The organism is Curvibacter sp. GW821-FHT01G03 (assembly GCF_059422285.1).
Window position 1 is genome coordinate 38,858 of the sequence record NZ_JBWKWP010000004.1, and the last position, 23,938, is coordinate 62,795.

Sequence of the window (23,938 nt, forward strand, 5' to 3'; positions counted from 1 at the left end):
GGCTGAGGGCTCAGATCACTGCAGCATAACGCCTTTCACTCAAACGCCACCCGTGCCGAAGGCCTCGGCGTGGATGTGTGCATCGGGCACGCCCGCGGCCTGCAGGGCCTGGCGTTGCGCCTGCATGAAGCCGCGCGGGCCGCACAGGTAGAACTGCGAGCCGGTGCCCAGGGCGTTGACCTGTTCGGCCGACAGCTCGATGCGGCCCGCCTGATCGTAGTGCTGGCCCAATTGATCCTGGGCCCGTGGGTGTTCGTAGTGGATGCGGGCCTTGAGGGCCCGATGACGGCCTGCCAGTTCACGCACCCGGGCGCCAAAGGCGTGGGCGCCACCGTGGCGGGCCGCATGCAAGAAGTGCACGGGGCGCTGCGGGGCGCGCTGTACCAGGTGCTCCAGCATGGCCATCATGGGGGTGATGCCCACGCCGGCACTGATCAACACGGCAGGCGCCTCGGCCTGGGTGTCCAACACGAAATCGCCCATGGGCGGGGCCACGTCGATCAGGTCGCCCTCCTGCACCTGGCTGTGCAGCACGTTCGAGACCAAGCCGGCCGGGGCGATGGCCGCAGCGCCCTGCCCGGCTTCGCGCTTGACCGAAATGCGCAGGGCCTGCTCGCCCGGCGCGGCCGACAGGCTGTACTGGCGCGGCTGATGCAGGCCCAGCTCAGGCACGGGCACGCGCACGCTCACATACTGGCCCGGCTGGAAGCCCGGCACCGGGCCACCGTCGGCAGGCACCAGGTAGAAAGAGGTGATCTCTTCGCTCTCGGCCACCTTGCGTTGCACACGAAAGCCGCGCCAGCCCGTCCAGCCGCCGGCCTGGGTGGCCGCGGCCTGGTACAGGCCCTCTTCCATGCCGATCAGCAGATCGGCCAGTTGCCCGTAGGCGGCCGCCCAGGCAGCGATCAATTCATCGGTGGCGCCTTCGGCCCCCAGCACCTCGCGGATCGAGGCCAACAGGTGCTTGCCGACGATGGCGTAGTGCTCGCGGCGAATGCCCAGGCTGACGTGCTTGTGCGCAATCAGTTGCAGCACCGGTGCCAGCACGCCCGGGTTGTCGATGTGTTCGGCATAGGCTGCCACGGCCATGGCCAGGGCCTGTTGCTGGGCGCCCGAGCGCTGGTGGCCCTGGTTGAAGATGGCCTTCAGCTCAGGGTTGTGCTCGAACATGCGGGCATAGAAGTGACGGGTCAAGGCCACGCCGTGCTCCTTGAGCACGGGGGCGGTGGCTTTGACGAGGGCGCGGGTCTGGCTGTCGAGCATGGGGCTTCCTTTTTAAGATGCATTTATTTTATACCTTCAAATACTCACTTTGAAGATGACCCCAAGCGATCTGAGGGCACTGCGTCTCAGGGTTTCCACCTTTTTTGAAATTACGCATTGCGGACTATAGTTACGCTATTCAAAACACCCACGGCGCCATGACCCCCCCCCAAGACACCCCGGCCCCCGCCGCCCGCTGCCCCATAGACCATGCCGCGCTGACGGGCCAGCGCTCGCCCACCGGGTGCCCGGTAAGCCCCGCCGCCGCGGCCTTCGACCCGTTTTCAGACGGCTACCAGCAGGACCCGCCCGAGTACGTGCGCTGGGCCCGCGAGCAAGAGCCGGTGTTCTACAGCCCGCAACTGGGCTACTGGGTGGTGACGCGCTACGACGACATCAAGGCGGTGTTCCGCGACAACCTGACCTACAGCCCGTCGATCGCGCTGGAAAAGATCACCCCCACGGGTGACGAAGCCAACGCGGTGCTGGCCCAATACGGCTATGCCATGAACCGCACCCTGGTGAACGAAGACGAGCCCGCCCACATGGCACGCCGCCGTGTGCTGATGGAGCCCTTCACACCCGAGGCCTTGAAGCACCATGAGCCGCTGGTGCGCCGCGTGACGCGCGAGTACATCGACCGCTTCGTCAACGATGGGCGTGCCGATCTGGTCGATCAGATGCTGTGGGAGGTGCCGCTAACCATCGCCCTGCACTTTCTGGGCGTGCCCGAGGAGGACATGGACCAGTTGCGCCAGTACTCGATCGCCCACACCGTGAACACCTGGGGCCGCCCGCGCCCTGAAGAGCAGGTGAAGGTGGCCCATGCGGTGGGCAATTTCTGGCAACTGGCCGGCAAGATCCTGGACAAGATGCGGCAAGACCCCAGCGGGCCGGGCTGGATGAAATACGGCATCCGCAAGCAGGCTGAGTACCCCGATGTGGTGACCGACTCTTACTTGCACTCGATGATGATGGCAGGCATCGTGGCGGCCCATGAGACCACCGCCAACGCCACCGCCAACGCCCTGAAGCTGCTGCTGCAGCACCCCAGCGCCTGGCGCGAGTTGTGCGAAGACCGCAGCCTGATCCCGAGCGCGGTGGAAGAGTGCCTGCGCCACAACGGCTCGGTGGCGGCCTGGCGGCGCCTGGCCACGCGCGATGTGCAGGTGGGCGGGGTGGACATTCCGGCCGGCAGCAAACTGCTGATCGTGATGGCTTCAGCCAACCACGACGAGCGCCGCTTTGCCGATGCCGACCTGTTCGACATCCGGCGCGATGATGCGAGCGAGCACCTGACTTTCGGCTACGGCGCCCACCAGTGCATGGGCAAGAACCTGGCCCGCATGGAGCTGCAGATCTTCATCGACGAGTTTGCCCGCCGCCTGCCCCACATGCGGCTGGCCGAGCAGACCTTCAGCTACGTGGCCAACACCTCGTTCCGCGGCCCCGAGCACCTGTGGGTGGAGTGGGATCCGGCCGCCAACCCCGAACACCACCGACCCGAGCTGCACGAGGCCCTGCAGCCTGTGCGCATTGGCGAGCCCTCGCGCCACGCCACGGCGCGCCCGGTGCTGGTGGACAGCCTCACGCCCCTGAGCGCCGACACCTTGCGCCTGCGCCTGCGCTCGGTGGACGGCCAGCCTCTGCCACGCTGGACGCCCGGCGCGCACATCGATGTGGCCTGCGGCAGCACGGGCCTGTCGCGCCAGTACTCGCTGTGTGGAGACCCGGCCGATGCGTCGGTCTACGAGATTGCGGTGCTGCGCGACCCCGCCAGCCGGGGCGGCTCGGCCTGGCTGCACGAACACTTGCGTGTGGGCGAGCGCCTGCGGATCCGCGGCCCGCGCAACCACTTCCGGTTCGACGAAGCGGCCCAGCGCGTGATCCTGCTGGCCGGGGGCATCGGCATCACGCCGATCCGCGCCATGGCCCGGCGCGCCGCCGCCTTGGGGATCGATTACCAGGTGCACTACTGCGGGCGTTCTCGCGCCAGCATGGCCTACCTGGCCGAGATGGTGGCCGACCATGGCGCGCGCCTGCACGTGCATGCCAGCGACGAGGGACAGCGGCTGGACCTGGGCGCCCTGCTGAGCGCCCCCCAGGCCGGTACCCAGCTGTATGCCTGCGGCCCCGAGCGCTTGCTGCAGGCCCTGGCCGAAGCCGGCGCCCACTGGCCCGAGGACAGCCTGCACACCGAGCACTTTCACGCCCAGCCCACTGAGCTGGACCCGAGCCGCGAACACGCCTTCGAAGTGGTGCTGAAGGATTCGGGCCTGACGCTGCCGGTGCCGGCCGACCAAACCGTGCTGTCGGTGCTGCGCGCGGCCAACATCGACGTGCAAAGCGATTGTGGCGAGGGCCTGTGCGGCTCTTGCGAGGTGCGGGTGCTGGGCGGCCAGGTCGACCACCGTGACGTGGTGCTGACCCGCGGCGAGCGCGAGGCCCACAACCGCATGATGGTGTGCTGCTCACGCGCCTGTGGCGGGCAGCTGGTGCTGGAACTCTAAGCCCCTCCACCCCCCTGCCAAGGCCCTTCGTTGAAGGGCTTTTTTCTTTCAACGCTTTATCAACGCTTGATTCGGAGAATGCAAAGCGGCTCAGGGAGAAAAACGCACTATCGCCGGCCCCTTGGGGGCCGGCGACCTGTGTGAGCCACACTTTCCACCTTTCTTTTCCAGCACCTCGGGGAGCATCCATGCCAGGTATCACGATCGTCTACAGCGCCATAGCGACCAATGCAGCCACCAACGCCGTCCCCACCTTGGGCACGGCGGCGACTGTCGGGTTGTCGGTTCTGGCTGCGGCGGCCGGGGCCTGGGGCATGAGGGGGCGCGGAACCGGGCAGCGCATGCTGGCGGTCGGCTTGTGCAGCGGCGCCTTGGTGGCCATGCTGGCGAGCGGGCTGGGTGCCTCCGCTTGGGCTCTGGTACGCGACTCTTTCAGCAACGCCGCGGGCGGAACCTTGGTCTACGACTCTGGTGTGAACGCCGCCGACACCTGGAGCGGCCTGGGCACCACGCCGAGCGATGCCTTTCGATGTGGACAAACCTCCGGTGCTCTGACCAATACCACCAGCAGCACGCTGCAAATCACCTCGATCCAGCCCAATGGGGGCACCACCCTCGACACCCAGGCCGGAGACTACACACTGGCCTACACAGGTCTGTCGGCGCCACAGTGCCAGGCCAGCGTGACACAGTTGACACCCGGGCAAGCCTGCCAGGTGATCGCCTACACCGGCGGCTGTTGAGGCGGCACACGCCCCGGCAGGCCCTCACTGTGCTTGCGTCGCCCCCAGGCTCACGCTGATGGCGGCGGCCTCGCGCAGCACCAGCGGTGCAATCGGGCCCGCCAGGCCTGGGTCAAAGCCGCCGCTCGCGCCCAAAGCGGTCAGCACGGCCACCACCCGCCCGCTGTAGTCGGTGATGGGCGCCGCCACCGCGCTGATGCCCGGCAGCAGCGAATCGCGGGCGATGGCGCAGCCCTGCGCCCGCACCTGGTCGCGCAACTGCTCCAGGCTGTGCACGCCCAGGTGGGCACGCTGCTGCGGGCTGGCCTGGGCCAGCTCGTCCTGCAGGCGGCGCCATTGGGCCGCGTCGTCCAGCGTACTCAGAAACACCTGCCCGGTGGCCGACCACAGGGCCGGCAACACCGAACCGGCGCGCACATTGATGGTGACGGGCAACAGCGGCTCTTCGAAACGCATGATGGTGGGGCCCAGATTGCCCATGATGGCCAGGAAACAAGTCACCCCCAGTTCATCGCGCAGGCGGATCAGGGCGGGCTCGCTGCGCCGCACCGGGTCGTTCTGGCGCATCGCTGCCAGGCCGATCTGGATCGCCTCGGGCCCCAGGCGGTAGTGCTGGGTGCTGCTGTCCTGCACCACCAGATCTTCCTGGATCAGGCTGGCCAGGTAGCGATGCACCTTGGCGGTGCTTTCATCGACCGCCGTTGCCACGGCCGTCAGGCTGGCCGTGCCGCCCAGGCGCGCCAGGGCTTTGAGGATGCCCATGCCCATTTCAGCCGATTGCACGCGCTGGCGTCGCTCGGGGGTCCGGGGTGGGCTGGGGTCTTCGCTCATGGAGGGGTTCCTGGTCAAGGGGCGGCGTTACAAATCAACATTATGGGCAGACCCCGGCCCGGACCCGCGCCCGCCATCGCCTTGGTGAAAGCCCTAGCGGCAAGTTACGCATTGCGCAGTAATCTTACGCATTAACCATTGATAACCCACAAACCGCCTTCCGGAGCCTCCCTTTGAAAAAATTCGTCCGTGCCTGCCTGCTGGCCCTGCCTGTCTTGCTGAGCCTTCACGCCGCGCCCACCCTGGCCCAGGCCAGCTACCCGAACAAACCCGTGCGCTGGATCGTGCCCTATCCGGCCGGTGGTGGCTCCGACTTTCTGGCCCGCACCATCAGCCAGGCCTGGTCGACCAGCAGCGGCCAGACCGTGGTGATCGACAACAAGCCCGGCGGCAACACCGCCATCGGGGCGGTCGAGACCGTGCGCTCGGCGCCCGATGGCTATACCGTTCTGTCGGCCGACAACGGCACCATGGTGTTCAACCCGGCGCTGTACTCCAAGCTGTCGTACGACCCGGTCAAGGACCTGGCCCCGGTGACGCTGATGGGACGCTTCCCGATGATCTTGGTGGTGGGCCCGGGCTCGGACGCGAAGGACGCCAAAGATTTCATTGCCAAGGCCAAGGCTCGCCCCGGCAGCGTCAACTACGGCTCGGCCGGCGCCGGCAGCCCGCACCACCTGGCCATGGAAATGCTCAAGGTCGAGGCCAAACTGCACCTGGTGCACATCCCCTACCGCGGCGCCGCGCCAGCCCTGGCCGATCTGGTGGGCGGGCAGATTCCCGCCATGATGGTCGACATGGCCGCAGGCGCGGGCTTCATCAAGGCCGGCAAGGTGCGCCCGCTGGCAGTGGCCAACCCCACCCGCCTGCCGCAACTGCCTGATGTCCCCACCTTTGCCGAAATCGGCCTGAAAAACGTCGAGGCCGCCGCCCTGGTGGGCCTGGTGGCCCCGGCCGGCACCCCGACCGAGGTGGTGAACTCGCTGCAGAAACAGATCGCGGCCGCCATCGCCCAGCCAGCGGTCAAGCAGCGGCTGATCGATTTCGGTGTGGAACCGGTGGGCAACACCCCGCGCGAATACACTGAATTGCTGCGCAAGGAAACCGTGCGCTGGCACCGCATCATCAAGGACCAGGGCATCTCGCTCGATTGAGCCGGCCCTGCCGCCAGCGCGCTGTGGCCGGTATCCCGGCACGGCGATTGCTTGAATGCGGCATGCCGTCCCTGTTGGCTGGTGCGCGCCAGCCGCCCCATGCAGCGGCCAGACCGTCCCCGGACGATCTGGTCGTTTTTCATTCCAATCCCAGACCCTGCACGATGTTCACCACCCGCCTGTCGATCGCCAAAAAGCTGGCCTCTCTGCTCTGCCTCATTCTTGCGCTGTTTCTTTGCAGCGGGCTGTATGGCATCTTCAAGCTGCGCGCCATCACGCAGGAGATGAACACCATGTTCGATCAATCGCTGGCCATCGAGCGCATTGCCAGCGACTGGTACCGCAACTTCACCAATGCCGTGCAACGCACGACCGCCACGGTGAAAAGCAACGACCCGGCCCTGGCCACGCTGTTCAGCGCGATTGCCATCGAAGGCAGCAAGCAGTCCAGCGTGCAGCAGCAACAGATCAAGGAACGACTGGTTGACGAAGGCGACAAGCAGCTGTTTGCCGAGATCGGCGAGCACCGCAAGGTCTTTCTGGCCGTGCGCGACGAGATCAACAAGCTCAAGGCCTCGGGCGACGCCGCGGGTGCCGAGCAGATGTTCAACGACAAGTACCTGCCGGTGTCCACGGCCACTGACGGCAAGATCAAGGAGTTGCTGTCGCGCCAGCGCCAGCGGCTGGACGACGCGGGCGAGCGCATCCGTTCAGCCAGCACCCAGGCCACCACCTTGCTCACCGCGCTGTGTGCCGGTTCGATCCTGCTGGCGGCACTGCTGGCCTGGCGCATTTCGCTGAGCATCACCCGCCCGCTGCAGGACGCCCGTGAAGTGGCCCACAAGATCGCCAACATGGACCTGTCCGGCAACGTGATCCAGGTGCACAGCGGCGACGAGACCGGCGAACTGCTGCAGGCCCTGTCGAGCATGCGCACGGCACTGGAAACCACCCTGCTCGATGTGCGTCAGGTGGCCGACCACATCGCCACCGCCACAGGCGAGATCGCCTCGGGCAACGCCGACCTGAGCCACCGCACCGAAGACACGGCCACCCACTTGCAATCGACCGCCAGTGCCATGGAGCAACTGAGCGCCACAGTGCACCAGTCGGCCGATGCCGCCAGCACGGCCAACCAGTTGGCCAGTACCGCGGCCTCCGTGGCGGCGCGGGGCGGTGAGGTGGTGTCCAAGGTGGTCTCGACCATGGACGAGATCAACCAAAGCTCACGCAAGATCAACGACATCATCGGCGTGATCGACGGAATTGCCTTCCAGACCAACATCCTGGCGCTGAATGCGGCTGTGGAAGCGGCCCGTGCCGGCGAACAAGGTCGGGGCTTTGCCGTGGTGGCGGGCGAGGTGCGCAACCTGGCCCAGCGCAGTGCCCAGGCAGCGCGCGAGATCAAGGGCTTGATCGGCACCTCGGTCGAGAAGGTCAGCGACGGAACCCGCCTGGTCCAGGAGGCTGGCAGCACCATGCAGGACATCGTCAACAGCGTGCAGCGGGTGAGCGACATCATTGGCGAGATCACCGCCGCTTCGGTGGAGCAATCCAATGGCATCCGCCAGGTCAGCACCTCGGTCACGCAGCTCGATCAGATGACCCAGCAGAACGCAGCGCTGGTGGAAGAATCCGCCGCAGCGGCGCAAAGCCTGCGCGAGCAGGCGGCCCGGCTGGCCGACACGGTGGGCCGTTTCCGGCTGCGCCAGGGCGCCCCGGCGCTGGCCCAGGGCTCGCACCAGCGCCCGCTGCTGCGCTGACGCCCGGCGCCGGGCTGTTCGAGTCCGGTCGGGTTCAGTCGGGCTTGGACGCCTGGGTGTCGGCCGCCCCCGGCGACCCGGATGAGGCCCGATCATGCTGCCGGTGATGCAGAGACAGGGCCTTGAAGTCGCCCAGCTTGAGCCCCTTGGGCAGCCCCTGCAACACGGGCAGGCGCCACTTGCCCTGCCCCACCCGCTGCGAGCGGTAGATGCCGGTGTGGCCGGAGAACAGATAGGCCATCACGCAGGCCAGCAGCGCATAGACGCCGATGTCGGCGCCAAAAAGCTCCATGGCCATGAAGGTGCAGGCCAACGGCGTGTTGGCCGCCCCGGCAAAGACGGCCACGAAGCCCAGCGCCGCCACAAAGCCCAGCGGCAACTGCAGCAGCGGCGCCAGCGCATTGCCCAGGGTGGCACCGATGTAGAACAGCGGCGTCACCTCCCCGCCCTTGAAGCCACTGCCCAAAGAGACGATGGTGAAGGCCATCTTGGCGGCGAAATCCCACGGGGCCAGGGGGTGCTGAAAGGCCTCGACGATCACTGGGATGCCCAGGCCCGCATAGCGCCAGGCATCCAGCCACCACAGTGCCGCGGCCACCAGCAGACCGCCCACCAGGGGGCGCAGCGGTGCATAGGCCACGTGCCTGCGGAACAGGCCCGACAGCGCATGCGTGCCATTGGCAAACAGCATGCCCACCAGCCCAAAAAGAACCCCCGCCAGCAACACCGCAGCCAGGCTCCAGCCCCCCAGGGCCGGGATCAGGCCCGCCGCGTAATGGGTGTGGTGAACGCCCCACAGCGTGGTGACCTGATCGCCCACCACGGCGGCCAGCGCGCAGGCCAGCAGGGCATCGTGGCGCAGCCGGCCGATGGCCAGCACCTCGAGTGCGAACACGGCCCCGGCCAACGGGGTCCCGAAAACCGAGGCAAAGCCCGCGCTGATGCCCGCCATCAGCACGATGCGGCGCTCGGTGGCCTGCAGCTTCAACAGGCGGGTGATCTGGTCAGCCAGCGAGCCTCCCATCTGCACGGCGGTGCCCTCACGCCCGACCGAGGCACCAAACAGGTGCGAGATGACGGTGCTCAGGAGGATCAACGGCGCCATGCGCAAGGGCACCACCTGGCGGGGATCATGGATCTCGTCGATCAACAGGTTGTTGCCCGCCTCAACGGGCTGCCCCACACGCAAGTACACCCAGCCCACGGCAAAACCCGCCAGCGGCAGGCCCCAGACGATCCAGCGATGGGCCTCACGCCATTGGGTGGCGGCTTCCAGCAAGACCAGAAACAAGGCCGAGGCCGAGCCCGCCAGCAAGCCCACCACGCAAGCCAGCAACAGCCAGCGCAGGGTGAGCGGAAAGAGTGCAAATTGCTCGTTCATCGTGGAAGGCTTCGGTGAGCGGAAGGAGGGTCGGGGCTCGCAAGCCGGCGCCGCCGGATCTTAGCAAAGGGCCCGGGCAAATCCGTAGCGCCGACAGGGCTTGCTTCGCTCTGGACGGTCAAAGCGCAGTGTAGGATGCTCGTAACTTCTCATTACAATTTGCGAAGAGGCCGAGCCCTGAAAGCCCCCACGACCTTGATCGCATCCGACAGCCCACGAATCCAGGGCCTGACCGAGCCGCCCTCGCCACCCACACGCCAGCATGGGCTTGGCAGGACATGGTTTGCCTTGCTGGTACTGCTGCTCGCCTGTGCCCTGTATTGGGTGCAGTTGTTGCACGACCAGTCCGAGCAACTGGACAGCGCACAGGCCCAGATCCGTTTGCGTGCCGTGCAGTTGTCACGCGCCATGGCCACCCAGGTAGGAACGCAGGTGGCCGGCCTGGACTACCTGGCCCGGACACTGGCCCAATTGGAGGGCGAACCCGACCCGGGCCACACCCGGCGCATGCGGGCCGTGCAATCGGCCATGCAGAGCTTCCCTGAGGGCAGCCTGGTGCAGATCGCTGTGGCAGACGCCACCGGCCAGGTGGTGTATTCCACCCAGAGCCAGGGCATGCCCCGCCCGGCAGTCTCGATCGCAGATCGCGCACATTTCCGCGCCCACACCCGAGGCGCCCCACCCGCGCTGTTCATCAGCCATCCGGTGCTGGGCCGCATTTCGGGGCGTTGGACCTTGCAGTTCACCTACCCGGTGCTGCGCCAGGGCAAATTCAACGGCGTGGTGGTGTTGTCCGTGCCCCCCAGCTACCTGTCTGCCAAGCTGCGCGAGGCCCTGACCGGCGGCAACGATGTGGCCCTGCTGGCCCATCGGGATGGGGCCTACCTGGCCCGCTCGCGCCAGGAAGATCTGAGCATGACGCGCAGCGTGCCAGCGGACCGCGCTTTCATGACTCACCCGGAGCTGAGCCATGGCGAATACCAGATCACCTCGGGTATCGACAACGTCGAGCGCTTCTATGCCTGGCAGCGTCTGCGCGACTATCCGGTGCTGGTAAGCGTGGGGCTGGAACGTGAGAGCGCCCTGGCCGGGGTGGACCGCAACATCCGCGACAGCCGTCTGCGCAACGGCCTGGCCACGGCCTTGCTGCTGGCCAGTGCCGCTTGGATTGCCTTCTTGTTTGCCCGGGTCCACCGTGAGCAACATGCGCTGCAGCTGCAACATCAGCGCTATGAGCTGGCTCTGGAAGGGGGCGCCCTGGGGGCCTGGGCACTGGACGTGAAGACCGGTGTGCTGAGCCTGGACACCCGCCTGGCTGACACCCTGGGCCTGGAACCCGGTGAACTTGAACCCAGCCTGGAGGGCCTGTCGCGCCAGGCCGATGCACTCGAGTCGAGCCGCTTTCGGGCCGCCCTGGAGGGCCACCTCAGCGGCGGTAGCGAACGGTTCGAACACGTGATCCGGATGTGGGGCCGGCATGGCATGGCCTGCTGGATCCACTGGCAGGGCCGATGCACCCAACGCGATGCCGCCGGACGTCCATCGAAGCTGCACGGCACGCTGCAGGACATCACGGCCCAGCGCCAGACCGAAGCAGCGCGCAATGAACTCCAAAAGCGCCTCAGCAAACTGGTGGCCCAGGTGCCTGGGGTGGTGTACCAGTACCGGGTGGATGGGCAGCAACGGGCCAGCATCCCCTATGCGAGCCCAGGCATCGAACGACTGTTTGGCGTCACCGCCGAGGCGGTGCGGCATGATGCCAGGCCCGTGCTCAAACGGGTCCACCCAGCGGACCAGGAAGCCCTGATTCAGGGGATTACCCAGTCGGCACGCGATCTGACCCCCTGGCACGCCGAGTACCGGCTGCTGCTGGAAAACGGCGGCATCCGCTGGATGGCCGGCAGCGCCAACCCCGAGCGCGAGGCCGACGGCGGCACCCTTTGGCACGGGTACAGCCAAGACATGACCGAACGCCATGAGGTGCTGGAGGCCTTGCGCCGGAGCGAAGCACGCCTGCGCCTGACGGTGGCTGCCGTGCGCGATGGCCTGTGGAGCTGGGACAGCGTGAAAAATCACGTCCAGCTTGACGCACGGTGCATGGAGATCCTGGACCACCCGGCCCAGGGCCACCGCATCCGGTTCGATGCCTGGGCAGACCAGCTGCACCCGGAGGATCGCGAACGCGTGATCGCCCAGCTGCAGCATCAGAGGACACTGGGCGAGGTCTTCGGCTTGGAGCTGCGCATGCGCACCGCGGGCGGAAACTGGCGCTGGGTGGAGCTGCGTGGCCGGGTCGCACAAGGTGGGCGCCAACCGTCCAACCTGGTGATCGGTACCCTGAGCGACATCAGTCAGCGCATGGCCGACGCCCAGTTGCGCCAGGCCTTGCTTGACAACGCCGGGGCCATCCTGTTCATCGTGGGCCCAGATCGCCGGATCCAGCTTTGCAACCAGCGGGCGGTCGACACCTTCTCAGACGGTGGCTTGCCCTTGGTGGGGCGCGATATCCGCTTCATCCACCCCGACGAAGCCTCATATGACACTTTCGGCCTGCAGTACCCCGCGGTACGCACCGGCCAAGAGGTGCAGGTGGACAGCCCGCTGCGCGTGGCCGGCGGTGGATTGCGCTGGTTCTCGATCCGCGGCACCTTGCTGAACCCACTGCAACCCGATGGCGCGCTGATCTGGACCCTGGTGGACACCACCGAGCAGCGCCAGGCCGAGCAGGCCCTGGGGGCGGCCCGCACCCACCTGCTGGAGGTGATCCGACACTTCCCCGGCGGCGTGCTGGTGCAAGACGCCGACGGTTCGGTGCTGACCGTGAACCCGGCACTGTGCGAACTGATCGGCGACGGTTGCACGCCTGAGGAACTGATCGGCCTGTCGCGGGTGGATGTTCGTCGGCGCGTCGGGCGCTGCGTGCTGCGCAGCCGGCCGCTGCGGCAGACACTGGAAGGCTCGCTCAATGGGCAGGAACTGGAGTTGCCTGATGGCCGCACGATGAGCATCGAGCAGATCCGCCTGGGCCATGAAGGCGCGGAACAAGGCTGGCTGTGGATTGTTCACGACATCACCCGGCACCGGCGCCGGGAGCGGGATCTGCGCCGGCTCGCCGCCACAGACTCCCTGACCGGGCTGAGCAACCGCGGCAGTTTCATCGAGCAGATGGAGCGGGCCGTGGCCGCGGTGACCCAAGGAGGCGATGGGGGCTGCTTCCTGATGCTCGACCTGGACCATTTCAAGCTCATCAACGACAGCCGAGGCCATGCCGCGGGCGATGCGGTGCTGGTCCACTTTGGGCGCTTGCTCCAGCACCATCTGTTGCGCGAAGGTGACCTGGCCGGCCGGCTTGGGGGCGAGGAGTTCGGCGTGCTGCTGCCCCAGACCACCGCCGAACAGGGTCTGGCCATTGCCGAGCGCCTGCGGGCCGCGGTGGCCGACAGCCCGGTCGACGTGGGCTCGGCCGTGCCGGTGCGGCTGACCGTGAGCATCGGGCTGACCCTGCTGCACCAGGATTCGGCCCACGTGCTGGCCCTGGCCGACAACGCGCTCTACCAGGCCAAGCACCAGGGACGCAACCAGGTGGCGTTCGAGGCCCCACACTGAGCCCGGGGGGCGCCCGCCCAGGCACGCCATGGGCCCCGCGGCACGGTGTCCGGCGGCACCGTGTTCGAATGCCGGTCAGGCCCTTCAGGCCCGTCAGCGCGGCAGCACCAGGGTGGACGCCGTGTCGGCACGCAGGCCCGCGTCACCGCGATCAGGCTCGGACCGCAACTCAAAGCGGATCGGCACGATCTGGCCCGCCAGCGACAAGGCCTGGGCTGAGGCCATGCGCACCCGCACCGACTGGGTCTGGGCACCGGCAGGCGCCAGCAGCACCGGCTCGGCATCGAGCAGGGTCAAGCCCTGGGCCCCGCTGACGTGCAGCATCACGCGTTGGGGCTGGCCGCTGGCGTTCATCAGTTGCAGCCGGTACAGGTTCTCCACCTCGCCCTGCCCCACCTGGCGCGTCATCACGCTGCGGTCGCGCATGGCGTTCAGGCGCAGGGTCGGGCGCTGCAGCCAGCCCCACACCAGGGCCACCCCCACCAGACTCAGCAGCCCGCCATAGACCCAGACCCGCGGGCGAGCCAGGGACCGCCACCGCGGGGCGCCCGGTGGGCTGACCCGATCGCCTTCCAGGCTGCGCGGCGTGCTCAGGCGGATCAGGCCACGCGGGGCCTTCAACTGGTCCATCACGCGGTTGCAGGCGTCGATGCAGGCCCCGCAGGCGATGCAGGCGGCCTGCAGGCCCTGGCGGATGTCGATGCCTACCGGGCAGACCTGCACGCACAGGGTGCAATCGACGCAGGCGCCCTGGTTCAGCACCCGGGCATCGGTCCCGCGCGGGCGCGAGCCTCGCGGTTCGCCACGGGGGCGGTCGTAGGCCACGATCAGGGTGTCGCGGTCCATCAAGGCGGCCTGAAAGCGCCCGTAGGGGCACATGTGCTGGCACACCTTCTCGCGCAGCACGCCGGCATGCAGGTAGGTGGCGGCCCCATAGAACAGCACCCAGAAGGCCTCCCAGGGGCCCAGCGTGGCCTGGACCACCGCAGGCAACAGGCTCCGGATGGGCGTGAAATACCCCACCAGGGTGATGCCCGTCCACAGGCCGATCAGCGCCCAGACACCGTGCTTGCCGCCACGCCGCAGCAGCTTGCTCGGGCCCCAGGCGGCACCATCCAGCCTCAGGCGGGCCTGGCGGTCGCCCTCGGTGTGGTGCTCAACCCATTGGAAGATCTCGGTGTACACGGTTTGCGGACAGCTGAAACCACACCACACCCGCCCGGCCAGGGTGGTGGCCAGGAACAGCAACAAGGCACTGAACACCAGCAAGCCGGTGAGGTAGATCAGATCTTGCGGAAACAGCACCGCCCCCAGCAGGTGGAAACGGCGACCGTCCAGATCGAACCAGACCGCGGGCTGTCCCTCCCAGAGCACCCAGGGCAAGCCGTAGAACAACAGTTGGGTGGCCCACACAAAGGCCCAGCGCCAGCGCGTGAAGGCCCCCTGAACCGAGCGCGCCTGGATGCGCAGGCCGTCGGCCAGACCGGGGATTTCGGGGGGCAAGCCGGGGCCGGCAGAACGGGCCAGGTGCAGGGTATGAGCAGGCAGATGAGACAGATCAGACATGCCCCTGATCGTGTAACGTCTTCATCTGATCCTTAAGATGCAGATTTATTGAAATTCAACAAGATCAGATTGGAATGCCCCATGCGCGAGTTGCACCGCTACGAACAACTGGCCGAAGCGTTGACCGAAGGCATTCGCAGCGGTGTGCTGCGCGCGGGCGAGCGACTGCCCTCAGTGCGCGAAACCTGCCGGCGCCGCGGCGTGAGCCCGTCCACCGTGTTCCAGGCCTACGCGCTGCTGGAGTCGCGGGGCCTGGTCGAGACCCGCCCACGCTCGGGCTTTTTCGTGCGGGCCCAGGCCCGGGCGGCCCGTGCCATGCCCCTGACGGCAGCACCCCAGGCCGAAGCACAGCCGGTGGCCGTGAGCGAACTCGCGTTTGCCCTGCTGGGCAGCACGCGCGACGCCGAGGTGGTGCCCCTGGGCTCTGCCTTTCCAGCGCCCCACCTGTTTCCTTTTGACAGCCTGGCGCGCTGCGGCGCGCGGGCGATGCGCCGGGTCAAACCGGTGCAGATCACCAACGCCCTGACCGCGGGCGATGAGGGGCTGCGCCAGGCCCTGCTGCGGCGCTACACCTTGCAGGGCATTGCGCTGGCCGAAGACGAGCTGGTCATCACCAACGGTGCCATGGAGGCCTTGAACCTGTGCCTGCAGGCCGTGACGCAGCCCGGCGACGTGGTGGTGGTGGAGTCGCCCACGTTCTATGCGGCCCTGCAGGCGCTGGAGCGGCTGAACCTGCGCGCGGTCGAAGTGGCGACCGACCCGCAACACGGCGTGGACCTGACCGCACTGGAGGAACTGCTGCAGCGCCAGAAAGTGGCGGCCTGCTGGTTCATGCCCAATTTCCAGAACCCGCTGGGGGCCCTGATGCCGACGGATCGCAAGCAGGCCCTGGTGGACCTGCTGGCGCGGCACCACGTCGCCCTGATCGAAGACGATGTGTACGGTGAGCTGCACACCGGGGTGCAGCGCCCGCTGCCCGCCAAGGCCTTCGACCGCCAGGGGCTGGTACTGCACTGCTCATCGTTCTCGAAGTGCCTGGCCCCCGGTTACCGGGTGGGCTGGGCCGCTGCCGGCCGCCACGGGGCCGCCGTGCAAAGGCTGAAGATGATGAGTTCGCTGGCCACCTCGCTGCCACCTCAGCGTGCCCTGGCCGAGTACCTGGCGCAGGGCGGCTACGACCGCCACCTGCGCCACCTGCGCGCGGCGCTGGCGGCCCAGCACGCCCACGCCCTGGCCTTGATCGACCAGAGCTTTCCAGTGGGCACGCGGGTCACACGCCCGGCCGGCGGCTATTTTCTTTGGCTTGAGTTGCCGCCTCAGGTCGATGCCCTGCGTCTGCACGAGCTGGCCCGCCTGCAGGGCATCAGTTGCGCGCCCGGCGTGCTGTTCTCGGCCGACCGCCGTTTCAGCCACCACCTGCGTCTGAACATCGGCCACCCCGGAGACGCGCGCTTTGACGGCGCACTGCGCACCCTGGGGCACCTGGCCACGGGGCTGTGCCGCGCCCTCCCCGGGGCTGCAGGTGCGGCATCGCCGGCGGGCTGATCAGGGCCCCAGCCGCTCGATGCCCAGGGCCTTGAGCATGTACTTCTCGTACACCGGCTCGGAGCTGCCGGTTTTCATTTTGTACAGAAAATATTTCTCGAACGCGATCTTGGCCAGGTGCACCCACTTGCCCTTCTTGAACCAGTTGACGTTGCGCGGCGGAATCTGCGGCAGAGCGACGAATGCGGCCCCGGTATCGCCCATGTCGGCCAGGCAGATGGCGTTCCAGCTGCCTTTGGCCTGGGCAGGCTGGCCAGCCAGCTCAGCGGCGATGTTGTGCACGATGGCGGTCACCATGGTCTCGATCATGTAGCCGGTCTTGGGCGCGCCCGTGGGGACCGGCGTGACTTCGACAGGAGGAATGGCCACGCACACGCCGGCCGAGAAAATATTGCGGTAGCGTTTGCTGCGCTGGTGTTCGTCAATCAGGACGAAGCCGCGCGGATTGCACAGGCCTTCGACGGCGGCCACCGCCTCAACACCTTTGAAGGCCGGCAGCATCATGCTGAAGGCAAAAGGCAATTCGTGCTCTTTCTTGACCTGCCCCGCATCGTCAAGCTCAGTGACAAACATGCGCCTGGCGTCGACCCGGGTGACCTTGGCATTGGTGATCCATTTGATGTCGTTGTTGCGCAGCTCGCTTTCAAGCATCGATTTGGAATCGCCCACCCCGCCCAGCCCCAGGTGGCCGATGTAGGGCTCGCTGGTGACATAGGTCATGGGCACCTTGTGGCGCAGGCGACGCTTGCGCAGGTCCCGGTTCAAGATGAACGCAAACTCGTAAGCCGGTCCGAAGCAGGACGCACCCGGCATGGCACCGACCACCACCGGCCCAGGGGCTTCGAGAAAGCGCTGATAGTCCCCCCAGGTCTGCTCGGCGTGATCGACGCTGCAGATGGAGCGGGTATGGCCCTCCGGGCCGGAGCCGGGTACCTCGTCGAAGGAGAGCTTCGGCCCCGTGGTGATGACCAGGTAGTCATAGGCCAGGCTGGCGCCATCGGCCAGGGTCAGGCTGTTGCCCTCGGCATCGATGCGGGTGACCTGCTGGGCCACGAAATCGATGCCCTTTTTTTCGAGGTAGGGCCGAATCGGAAAGGTGATGGCTGCGCGCTCACGCCAGCCCACCGCCACCCAGGGGTTGGAGGGCACGAACTGGAAATAGTCCAGCGCATTGATCACCGTGATGCGGTGTTCGGATGGAAGTTTTTCGCGCAGCTCATAGGCCGCCGGCATGCCGCCGGTCCCTGCGCCAAGAATCACGATATGGGCCATGGTTTGTCTCCTGAGGTTGCTTGCACAGGCCTGTGCACGGACTGGGCTGCAGCTCTGTGGCTGCTGATCCCTGATGACGACTGATTGCTTACGTAGCCATTTGCTTGATCAATTAAATAAAAGACAGCAAAAAGGCACCCACGGGTGCCTTCAGTTCAAGGGTCAGCCGAATGCAGGTGACGCCGGCTTGTTGACCGGCTTGCCGGCCGCGGCCCAGGCGTCAAAGCCACCGGCAATCGACTTGACATGGACATAGCCCATGTCCAGCAGCGAGGCGGCCGCCAGTGCGGCACGCCCGCTGGTCTTGCAATACAGCACGATCTGCAGGTCGCGGCGCTGCAGCGAAGGGTCGGCGGCCAGCTTGAACTCCAGCATGCCACGCGAAAAATGCACGGCACCCGGAATGTGGCCGGCGGCAAACTCGTCGGCTTCGCGCACGTCGATCAACACGTCAGCGTCACGCAGGGCCTGATCGGCCGTGTCGACGCTGATTTCGGTGATGCGGGCCTTGGCGGCCTGGACCAGATCCAGAGGGGTTTTCATGGGAAGCTCCGTTGAGAAAAGCAGGCAGGGATCACTTGAGGCGCTGGCCATCGGCGTCCAGCACCTCCACCGTGATGGGAATGGCGGCCCGCACGCTTTGCGTGACGGTGCAGAAGGATTCGAACTGGTCCAGCACCCGATCGAGGTGCTGAAGCTGTGACCGAGGGACGCCGAGCTGCAAGGTGGCCTGCATGCGCAGCACGCGCAGGCGGCCATCAGGTGAGCGGCCGATTTCGGCCTGCACACGGCTTTGGATGGGCTCAGGCGCCTGCTTGAACTTGCGCAAGGCAAACAGCAGCGAATCGCTCAGGCAATTGCCGACGGCCGCCGCCAGCAACTGCGCCGGCGTGGGGCCGGCGCCCTGCCCCAGGGGCGGAGGTTCGTCGCCCAGCAGCGGCGGTAGGGCAGGCCCGAAATGGATCTGGAACTGGTAATCGCTTTGCTGCCGCAGTTCGACGGTGGTCAAGGTGTTTTCAGACATGGGCACTCGCAAAAAATGGACGGGGGATTCAGTTGCGAACGATGGGCCTTTGCAGCCTGAGGGCCACAGCACCGGGGCTGCGCCCATTGAAGAGCCCGGTGTACCCGCAGCTTTGCAGGTACTGGCGGGCGCTTTCCGAGCGCATGCCCGATTGGCAGTAAAGCACCAGAGGCCGGCCCTTGTCGGGCAACTGTGAGCCTGCCAGCCGAGGCAGTTCATTGAGGGGCAGGTTCAGGGCCCCCTCGACATGGCCCGACTGGAATTCGCCAGGGCTGCGCACATCGACGATCAGGGCCTCTTCGGGCCAGGGTTCAGCGGCCGCACGGTCTCCGCCGCCGAGTATTTTCGAAAACCAGTTCATGGCAAGACACTCCGTCAAAGATCAGGGTTGAGGGCCAGCCGGGCGTTCAATCGGGCGAGGCTGCCCTCATCGAGGCGGCCCAGCAGGGCGTCCAGCGCCAGGCTCTGCTGCAACACTTCGATGCGCCCTTGCATCAGGCCCAACTCGGCCGCCATGTGGTCATTTTCGGCATTCAGCAGATCCAACGTGGTGCGGTCGCCCACGCTGCGCCCCAGCCGTGTGGCCGCCAGGCGGGCATTGGCGGCCTTGAGGCTGGCCTGCAAGGCGGCCACGCGCCCGGGCGCGGTGCTCAAGGTCAACCAGGCCGAGCGGCTTTGCTGGCTGATCTGCAGGCGGGCCTGATCCAGCTCCGCGCGGGCCTGCTCCACGCCGCGCAAGGCCTCTTGCTGGCGGGCATCACGCCAGCCACCGGTGTACAGGGGCACCCGCAGCTGCAGGCCGATCATCTGCTGGCGGGCATCGTTGCTGGCCTGGCCATAGTCACCCGACCCCGTCAGGTGCTGACGCGTGGCCTGGGCCACGAGGTCCAGCGAGGCCGAGGCGCTTGCGTCAAGGCTGCGCACCTCGGCCTCGGCCACGGCCACGCGGGCCTGCAGCAAAGCCAGGCCCGGGTGGCCGGCCAAGGCCTGATCGCGGACCTGCTCCAGCGCTGCCGGCGGCGCCGGGAGGTCGGCCGCCGAGGGCTGGGCCAGGGGCAGTTGCAGGCCAGGAAGCCCGCTGGACTCACGCAGCGCGGCCAGCGCCACCTGCAAGGCGTTGTCGGCCTCCAGGGCCTGGGCCTGCAGGCCTTGGGCCCGGGCCTCGGCCTCGTGGATGTCGGTGACCGGGGCATCGCCCAGGCGGAAGCGGTCTTGGGCCTCGGTCAGCATGCGCTGCACGGCCTGCTGCTGCTTTTGCAACAGGCTCAGGCGCCGGGCCGCCAGCACGGCGTCGAAGTAGCGCTGGCTGGTGTGGAGCATCAGGTCCTGACGCGTGAGGCGGGCCTCCAGTTCGGCGGCCTCGGCGGCCTGCTCCAACTGGGTGCTGCGGGCAGCGCGCTCGCCGTTGATCAGGGGTTGGCGCAGGCCCAGCGTCCATTGACTGGCCCGGCCACCGTTCACCGAGGTACCGAACGCGACCCCGGTGGACTGGCCAAAGCCGGGGGCCGAAAAGCTCGCACCGTTCATGGCCGAACTGGCCGTCATCAGGCCGGCGCCACCCGTGACTTCAACCCCAGGTCGCCACAGTGCCCGTGCCTGCTCACGCCGGGGCGCGGCCTGCCCGCCCTGGGCCAGCGCCCGGGCCGCTTCGGGATCGTTCTGGCTGGCGGCGCGCCAGACCTCCAGCAGATCGGCAGCCGGGGTGGACAGCGAGGCCAACAGGGCCGCCGCCGCCAGCAGGGTTTTGGCCGTTCGCATGGCTCAGCAGCCGCCCGGCACACCCAGCTTGCGCAGGATGCTTTCCATCAGACACCAGTGGGTGATGGCGCTTTGCAGCAGGTTGAGGCCCACGAAGGCGGTGAATGCCAGCCACCACGTGCTGAGGAACAAGGGGCTGCCAGGCACCCCCAGGGCCAATGACAGCAGGATGAAGGTGCCGGCGACCAGGCGCACGATTTGCCACGATTTCATGAGAAAGCTCCTTGGATTCAGGTCGAAGGTCAGGTCGAGGTTCAGCTCGAAGAAGGCGCTGCGAAACGCCGCCGGTAGGCCGCGTAGTACAGCGTGGGAATGAGCACCAGGGTCAGCAGCGTGGAAACGCCGATGCCGAAGATCAGCGAGATGGCCAGGCCGTTGAAGATGGGGTCATCGAGGATGAAAAACGCACCCAGCATCGCGGCCAGCCCGGTCAACAAAATGGGCTGGGCCCGGGTGACGGCCGAGTGGACGATGGCTTGCTTGAAAGGCACGCCCTCGCCCACTTGCAGGTGGATGAAATCGACCAGCAAGATCGAGTTGCGCACGATGATGCCGGCCAGCGCGATCATGCCGATCATGCTGGTGGCGGTGTACTGGGCCCCCAGCAAGGCATGCCCGGGCATCACGCCGATGATGGTGAGCGGGATCGGCGCCATGATGATCAAGGGCGTGAGGTAGGAGCCAAACTGGGCCACCACCAGCAGGTAGATCAGGATCAGGCCCACGCCATAGGCGGCACCCATGTCGCGGAAGGTCTCGTAGGTGATCTGCCACTCGCCATCCCATTTGAGGGCGTAGTCGCGCTGCGACTCGGCTGGGGCCTGAATGAAGTACTCCTGCAAGGCAGCGCCGCCGGGTGACACCAGGGCCTGGATGGAACGGCGCATCTTGAACAGACCATACAAGGGGCTGTCGATGCGGCCGGCCATGTCACCGGTGACGAAGTTCACGGGCTGCAGATCCTTGTGATAGACCGGCTGCTCACGCTGGCTGTCGCTCAGGCGGACCAGCTCGCGGATGGCCACCGCCCGGCCCGAAGGGCCGCGCACCTGCAGCTGCAGCAGGGCCTCAAGATCGCCCTGACGCTCTGGGGGCAGGCGCAGCAGCACCGGCGTGGGGTACTTGCTGGCATCGCGCAGGTAGGTGGCGGCTTCGCCACTGAGGCCAGCGCGCAAGGTGGCCACGATGGCGGCCTGCGGGATGCCCGCGGCGGCGGCCTTTGGCCGGTCGATCAGCACCAGCTTGCGCGGGGCCGCGGCGATGGAAGAGTCGTCGACATCGACCACCGATTCGGTCTGGCTGAAGATGGCTCGCACCTGCCTTGCCAGGCTGAGCCGGCCTTCAGCCGTGGGGCCATAGATCTCGGCCACCAGCGGAGCCAGCACCGGGGGGCCCGGGGGCACTTCAACCACCTTGACGTTGGCACCGAAGCGTTGGCCGATCTGCTGCAGCGCCGGACGCAGGCGGCTGGCAATCGCATGGCTTTGCTCGCTGCGGTGGTGCTTGTCGACCAGGTTGACCTGCAGATCGCCCAGCTCGCTGCTGGCGCGCAGGTCGTACTGGCGCACCAGGCCATTGAAGTTGATCGGGGCCGCCGTGCCGGCATAGGCCTGGTAGTCGGTGACCTCGGGTTGCTGGGCCAGAAAGACCCCCAGCTCATGCAACACGGCCGCCGTCTGCTCAACTGGCGTGCCAGCGGGCAGGTCGACCACGACCTGGAACTCGGACTTGTTGTCAAAGGGCAGCATCTTGAGCACCACCAGGCCCGCGACCGGCAAGGCCACCGACACGGCGATCAGGCCGGCCACCGCCAAGCCCAGCAGGTGGCGGTTGCGGGCGCCCCGCTGCTCGTCGAGCAAAGGGGTGAAGACGCGATGAAAGCCCTGCTCCAGGCGCGATGCGAGGCCGGTGGCGGAACCCTGTGCGCTGGCCGCCCCGGTGCTTGAGGCATGGGGCTTCATCCACAGGCGCGACAACCACGGCGTGACGATGAAGGCGATCAGCAGCGACAGCAGCATGCCCATGCTGGCATTGATGGGGATGGGGCTCATGTAGGGGCCCATCAGGCCGCTGACAAAGGCCATGGGCAGCAGCGCGGCGATCACGGTGAAAGTGGCCAGGATGGTGGGGCCCCCCACTTCATCCACCGCGCCAGGAATGAGTTCGGCCAGGGTCTTGCCGGGGTGCAGCAGTTGGTGGCGGTGGATGTTCTCGACCACCACGATGGCGTCATCGACCAGGATGCCGATGGAGAAGATCAGCGCGAACAGCGACACCCGGTTGAGGGTGAAGCCCCAGGCCCAGGAAGCGAACAGGGTGACGGTGAGGGTGAGGATCACGGCGCTGCCGACGATGGCCGCCTCGCGCCGGCCCAGCGCGACGAACACCAGGGCCACCACCGAGGCGGTGGCGAACAGCAGCTTCTGGATCAGCTTTTGTGCCTTGTCGTTGGCGGTGGCGCCGTAGTTGCGGGTTTCAGCCACCTGCACGGCCTCGGGGATGAGGGTGTTGCGCAGCTGGGCCACGCGGGCCATGACGCCGTTGGCCACGTCGATGGCGTTTTCGCCAGGCTTCTTGGTGATGGCCAGCGTGACAGCAGGGTATTCGCTGCCGACCGCCTTGGCGTCAGTGCCCTGCCCTGCGCCCAAGCCATGCCACACCAGGCTTGTGGCCGCCGGGGCGCCATCGCGCACCTCAGCCACATCGCGCAGGAACACAGGCCGGCCTTCTCGCACCGCCACCACCAGATCGGCCACTTCACGGGCACTGCCCAGGTAAGGGCCGGCTTCGATCGCCAGCGCTTGGTTGGCCTGCAGCAGATCACCCAGAGGAGCGCCCTGGTTGGCCCCTTGAAGGGCCCGGCGCAGGTCGTCCAGGGTGATGCCCAGGGCGGCCATGCGCGCCACGTCCAATTGCACCTGCACGGCATGACCCGGCCCCCCCAGGCTGCGCACTTCGCGGGTGCCAGGCACGCGCTTGAGTTCCAGCTCCAGGCTGTGGGCGACACGCTCCAGGTCGTAGGCACCGATGGCAGGATCGGGGCTGTACAGGGTCAGGCTCACGATGGGCACATCGTCGATGCCTTTGGGTTTGATCAGGGGTTCGAGCACGCCCAATCCGGGCGGCAGCCAGTCGTTGTGGCTGCGCACGGTGTCGTGCAGGCGCACCAGCGCCTCGGTGCGCGACACGCCCACCTTGAATTGAACGGTGACCACGGCCAGGCCGGGGCGCGACACCGAGGTGACGTGCTCGGTGCCGGCCATCTGCGCCAGCACCTGCTCAGCCGGCGTGGCCACCATCTGCTCGACATCGGCCACGCTGGCCCCCGGGAAGGGAATCAGCACGTTGGCCATGGTGACATTGATCTGGGGTTCTTCCTCGCGCGGGGTGACCAGCACGGCGAACAGGCCCAGCAGCAAGGCCACCAGGGCCAGAAGGGGGGTGATCTGGGCGCTCTGGAACAACGCTGCGGTGCGGCCCGCCAGACCCAGGCGGGGGGCGTCATGCTTGGGGTGGTTCATG

Annotated in this window: 17 protein-coding genes; 6 read left to right on the top strand and 11 right to left on the bottom strand. The window is 67.2% G+C overall.

All coding sequences use genetic code 11. The annotated features are described in order from the left end of the window. Positions 1-39: 39 nt before the first annotated feature. On the bottom strand, positions 40-1,263 hold the full coding sequence (gene hmpA / locus AC07VS_RS06180) for an NO-inducible flavohemoprotein (RefSeq protein ID WP_494750464.1): 1,224 nt from the start codon (positions 1,261-1,263) through the stop codon (positions 40-42). 158 nt (positions 1,264-1,421) lie between these two features. Between hmpA and AC07VS_RS06185 the strand changes: the two genes are divergently transcribed. Together AC07VS_RS06185 and AC07VS_RS06190 are read left to right on the top strand one after the other, a co-directional pair. Then, positions 1,422-3,773, top strand: a complete 2,352-nt coding sequence (locus AC07VS_RS06185) for a cytochrome P450/oxidoreductase (protein WP_494750465.1) — start codon at positions 1,422-1,424, stop codon at positions 3,771-3,773. A 188-nt stretch (positions 3,774-3,961) separates the two neighbouring features. Then, positions 3,962-4,516 carry an IPTL-CTERM sorting domain-containing protein gene (locus tag AC07VS_RS06190; protein ID WP_494657414.1) on the top strand — a complete coding sequence of 185 codons (555 nt, stop codon included), beginning with the start codon at positions 3,962-3,964 and terminating at the stop codon, positions 4,514-4,516. A gap of 24 nt (positions 4,517-4,540) precedes the next feature. On the opposite strand, the gene AC07VS_RS06195 is transcribed toward AC07VS_RS06190, so the two are convergent. Continuing rightward, on the bottom strand, positions 4,541-5,347 hold the full coding sequence (locus AC07VS_RS06195; RefSeq protein ID WP_494657413.1) for an IclR family transcriptional regulator: 807 nt from the start codon (positions 5,345-5,347) through the stop codon (positions 4,541-4,543). A 173-nt stretch (positions 5,348-5,520) separates the two neighbouring features. Here AC07VS_RS06195 and AC07VS_RS06200 point away from each other — a divergent pair, with 173 nt between their 5' ends. After that, on the top strand, positions 5,521-6,501 hold the full coding sequence (locus tag AC07VS_RS06200) for a Bug family tripartite tricarboxylate transporter substrate binding protein (protein WP_494750466.1): 981 nt from the start codon (positions 5,521-5,523) through the stop codon (positions 6,499-6,501). Positions 6,502-6,665: 164 nt separating this feature from the next. Further along, on the top strand, positions 6,666-8,264 hold the full coding sequence (locus AC07VS_RS06205; RefSeq protein WP_494657411.1) for a methyl-accepting chemotaxis protein: 1,599 nt from the start codon (positions 6,666-6,668) through the stop codon (positions 8,262-8,264). A gap of 34 nt (positions 8,265-8,298) precedes the next feature. Here the strand turns inward: AC07VS_RS06205 and AC07VS_RS06210 are convergent, their stop codons facing one another. Then, complete coding sequence (locus AC07VS_RS06210; RefSeq protein ID WP_494750467.1) at positions 8,299-9,645, bottom strand: voltage-gated chloride channel family protein; 1,347 nt, start codon at positions 9,643-9,645, stop codon at positions 8,299-8,301. Between the two features lie 288 nt (positions 9,646-9,933). Between AC07VS_RS06210 and AC07VS_RS06215 the strand changes: the two genes are divergently transcribed. Then, complete coding sequence (locus AC07VS_RS06215; protein WP_494750468.1) at positions 9,934-13,251, top strand: diguanylate cyclase; 3,318 nt, start codon at positions 9,934-9,936, stop codon at positions 13,249-13,251. Positions 13,252-13,344: 93 nt separating this feature from the next. Here the strand turns inward: AC07VS_RS06215 and ccoG are convergent, their stop codons facing one another. Further along, entirely contained in the window at positions 13,345-14,817 is a 1,473-nt protein-coding gene (ccoG, locus tag AC07VS_RS06220; RefSeq protein WP_494750469.1) for a cytochrome c oxidase accessory protein CcoG, read from the bottom strand. Positions 14,818-14,898: 81 nt separating this feature from the next. On the opposite strand from ccoG, the gene AC07VS_RS06225 reads away from it, so the two are divergent. Then, positions 14,899-16,362 (top strand): aminotransferase-like domain-containing protein, encoded by a 1,464-nt coding sequence (locus AC07VS_RS06225; protein ID WP_494750470.1) that lies wholly within the window; start codon positions 14,899-14,901, stop codon positions 16,360-16,362. On the opposite strand, the gene AC07VS_RS06230 is transcribed toward AC07VS_RS06225, so the two are convergent. The 7 genes from AC07VS_RS06230 to AC07VS_RS06260 all read right to left on the bottom strand — a co-directional run bounded on the left by AC07VS_RS06230 (position 16,363) and on the right by AC07VS_RS06260 (position 23,937). Next, entirely contained in the window at positions 16,363-17,634 is a 1,272-nt protein-coding gene (locus AC07VS_RS06230) for an NAD(P)/FAD-dependent oxidoreductase (RefSeq protein ID WP_494750471.1), read from the bottom strand. A gap of 162 nt (positions 17,635-17,796) precedes the next feature. Beyond that, positions 17,797-18,177, bottom strand: a complete 381-nt coding sequence (locus tag AC07VS_RS06235) for a rhodanese-like domain-containing protein (protein WP_494657404.1) — start codon at positions 18,175-18,177, stop codon at positions 17,797-17,799. A gap of 31 nt (positions 18,178-18,208) precedes the next feature. After that, a complete protein-coding gene (locus AC07VS_RS06240) occupies positions 18,209-18,658 on the bottom strand; it encodes an OsmC family protein (RefSeq protein ID WP_494657403.1) in 450 nt (149 codons plus the stop codon). 28 nt (positions 18,659-18,686) lie between these two features. Then, a complete protein-coding gene (locus AC07VS_RS06245) occupies positions 18,687-19,019 on the bottom strand; it encodes a rhodanese-like domain-containing protein (protein WP_492346520.1) in 333 nt (110 codons plus the stop codon). 14 nt (positions 19,020-19,033) lie between these two features. Continuing rightward, on the bottom strand, positions 19,034-20,416 hold the full coding sequence (locus AC07VS_RS06250; protein WP_494750472.1) for a TolC family outer membrane protein: 1,383 nt from the start codon (positions 20,414-20,416) through the stop codon (positions 19,034-19,036). A 3-nt stretch (positions 20,417-20,419) separates the two neighbouring features. Then, complete coding sequence (locus AC07VS_RS06255) at positions 20,420-20,629, bottom strand: YgaP family membrane protein (protein ID WP_019577041.1); 210 nt, start codon at positions 20,627-20,629, stop codon at positions 20,420-20,422. 41 nt (positions 20,630-20,670) lie between these two features. Further along, the gene (locus AC07VS_RS06260) at positions 20,671-23,937 is read right to left on the bottom strand and encodes an efflux RND transporter permease subunit (RefSeq protein ID WP_494750473.1); all 3,267 of its coding nucleotides are present in this window, start codon (positions 23,935-23,937) and stop codon (positions 20,671-20,673) included. Between the last annotated feature and the right edge of the window lies 1 nt (position 23,938).

What these genes read in the sequence shown, in the direction of transcription:
- hmpA (WP_494750464.1), bottom strand. Translation starts at nt 1,263, where the DNA reads ATGCTCGACAGCCAGACCCGCGCCCTCGTCAAAGCCACCGCCCCCGTG.
- AC07VS_RS06185 (WP_494750465.1), top strand. Translation starts at nt 1,422, where the DNA reads ATGACCCCCCCCCAAGACACCCCGGCCCCCGCCGCCCGCTGCCCCATA.
- AC07VS_RS06190 (WP_494657414.1), top strand. Translation starts at nt 3,962, where the DNA reads ATGCCAGGTATCACGATCGTCTACAGCGCCATAGCGACCAATGCAGCC.
- AC07VS_RS06195 (WP_494657413.1), bottom strand. Translation starts at nt 5,347, where the DNA reads ATGAGCGAAGACCCCAGCCCACCCCGGACCCCCGAGCGACGCCAGCGC.
- AC07VS_RS06205 (WP_494657411.1), top strand. Translation starts at nt 6,666, where the DNA reads ATGTTCACCACCCGCCTGTCGATCGCCAAAAAGCTGGCCTCTCTGCTC.
- AC07VS_RS06210 (WP_494750467.1), bottom strand. Translation starts at nt 9,645, where the DNA reads ATGAACGAGCAATTTGCACTCTTTCCGCTCACCCTGCGCTGGCTGTTG.
- ccoG (WP_494750469.1), bottom strand. Translation starts at nt 14,817, where the DNA reads ATGTCTGATCTGTCTCATCTGCCTGCTCATACCCTGCACCTGGCCCGT.
- AC07VS_RS06225 (WP_494750470.1), top strand. Translation starts at nt 14,899, where the DNA reads ATGCGCGAGTTGCACCGCTACGAACAACTGGCCGAAGCGTTGACCGAA.
- AC07VS_RS06230 (WP_494750471.1), bottom strand. Translation starts at nt 17,634, where the DNA reads ATGGCCCATATCGTGATTCTTGGCGCAGGGACCGGCGGCATGCCGGCG.
- AC07VS_RS06235 (WP_494657404.1), bottom strand. Translation starts at nt 18,177, where the DNA reads ATGAAAACCCCTCTGGATCTGGTCCAGGCCGCCAAGGCCCGCATCACC.
- AC07VS_RS06240 (WP_494657403.1), bottom strand. Translation starts at nt 18,658, where the DNA reads ATGTCTGAAAACACCTTGACCACCGTCGAACTGCGGCAGCAAAGCGAT.
- AC07VS_RS06245 (WP_492346520.1), bottom strand. Translation starts at nt 19,019, where the DNA reads ATGAACTGGTTTTCGAAAATACTCGGCGGCGGAGACCGTGCGGCCGCT.
- AC07VS_RS06250 (WP_494750472.1), bottom strand. Translation starts at nt 20,416, where the DNA reads ATGCGAACGGCCAAAACCCTGCTGGCGGCGGCGGCCCTGTTGGCCTCG.
- AC07VS_RS06255 (WP_019577041.1), bottom strand. Translation starts at nt 20,629, where the DNA reads ATGAAATCGTGGCAAATCGTGCGCCTGGTCGCCGGCACCTTCATCCTG.
- AC07VS_RS06260 (WP_494750473.1), bottom strand. Translation starts at nt 23,937, where the DNA reads ATGAACCACCCCAAGCATGACGCCCCCCGCCTGGGTCTGGCGGGCCGC.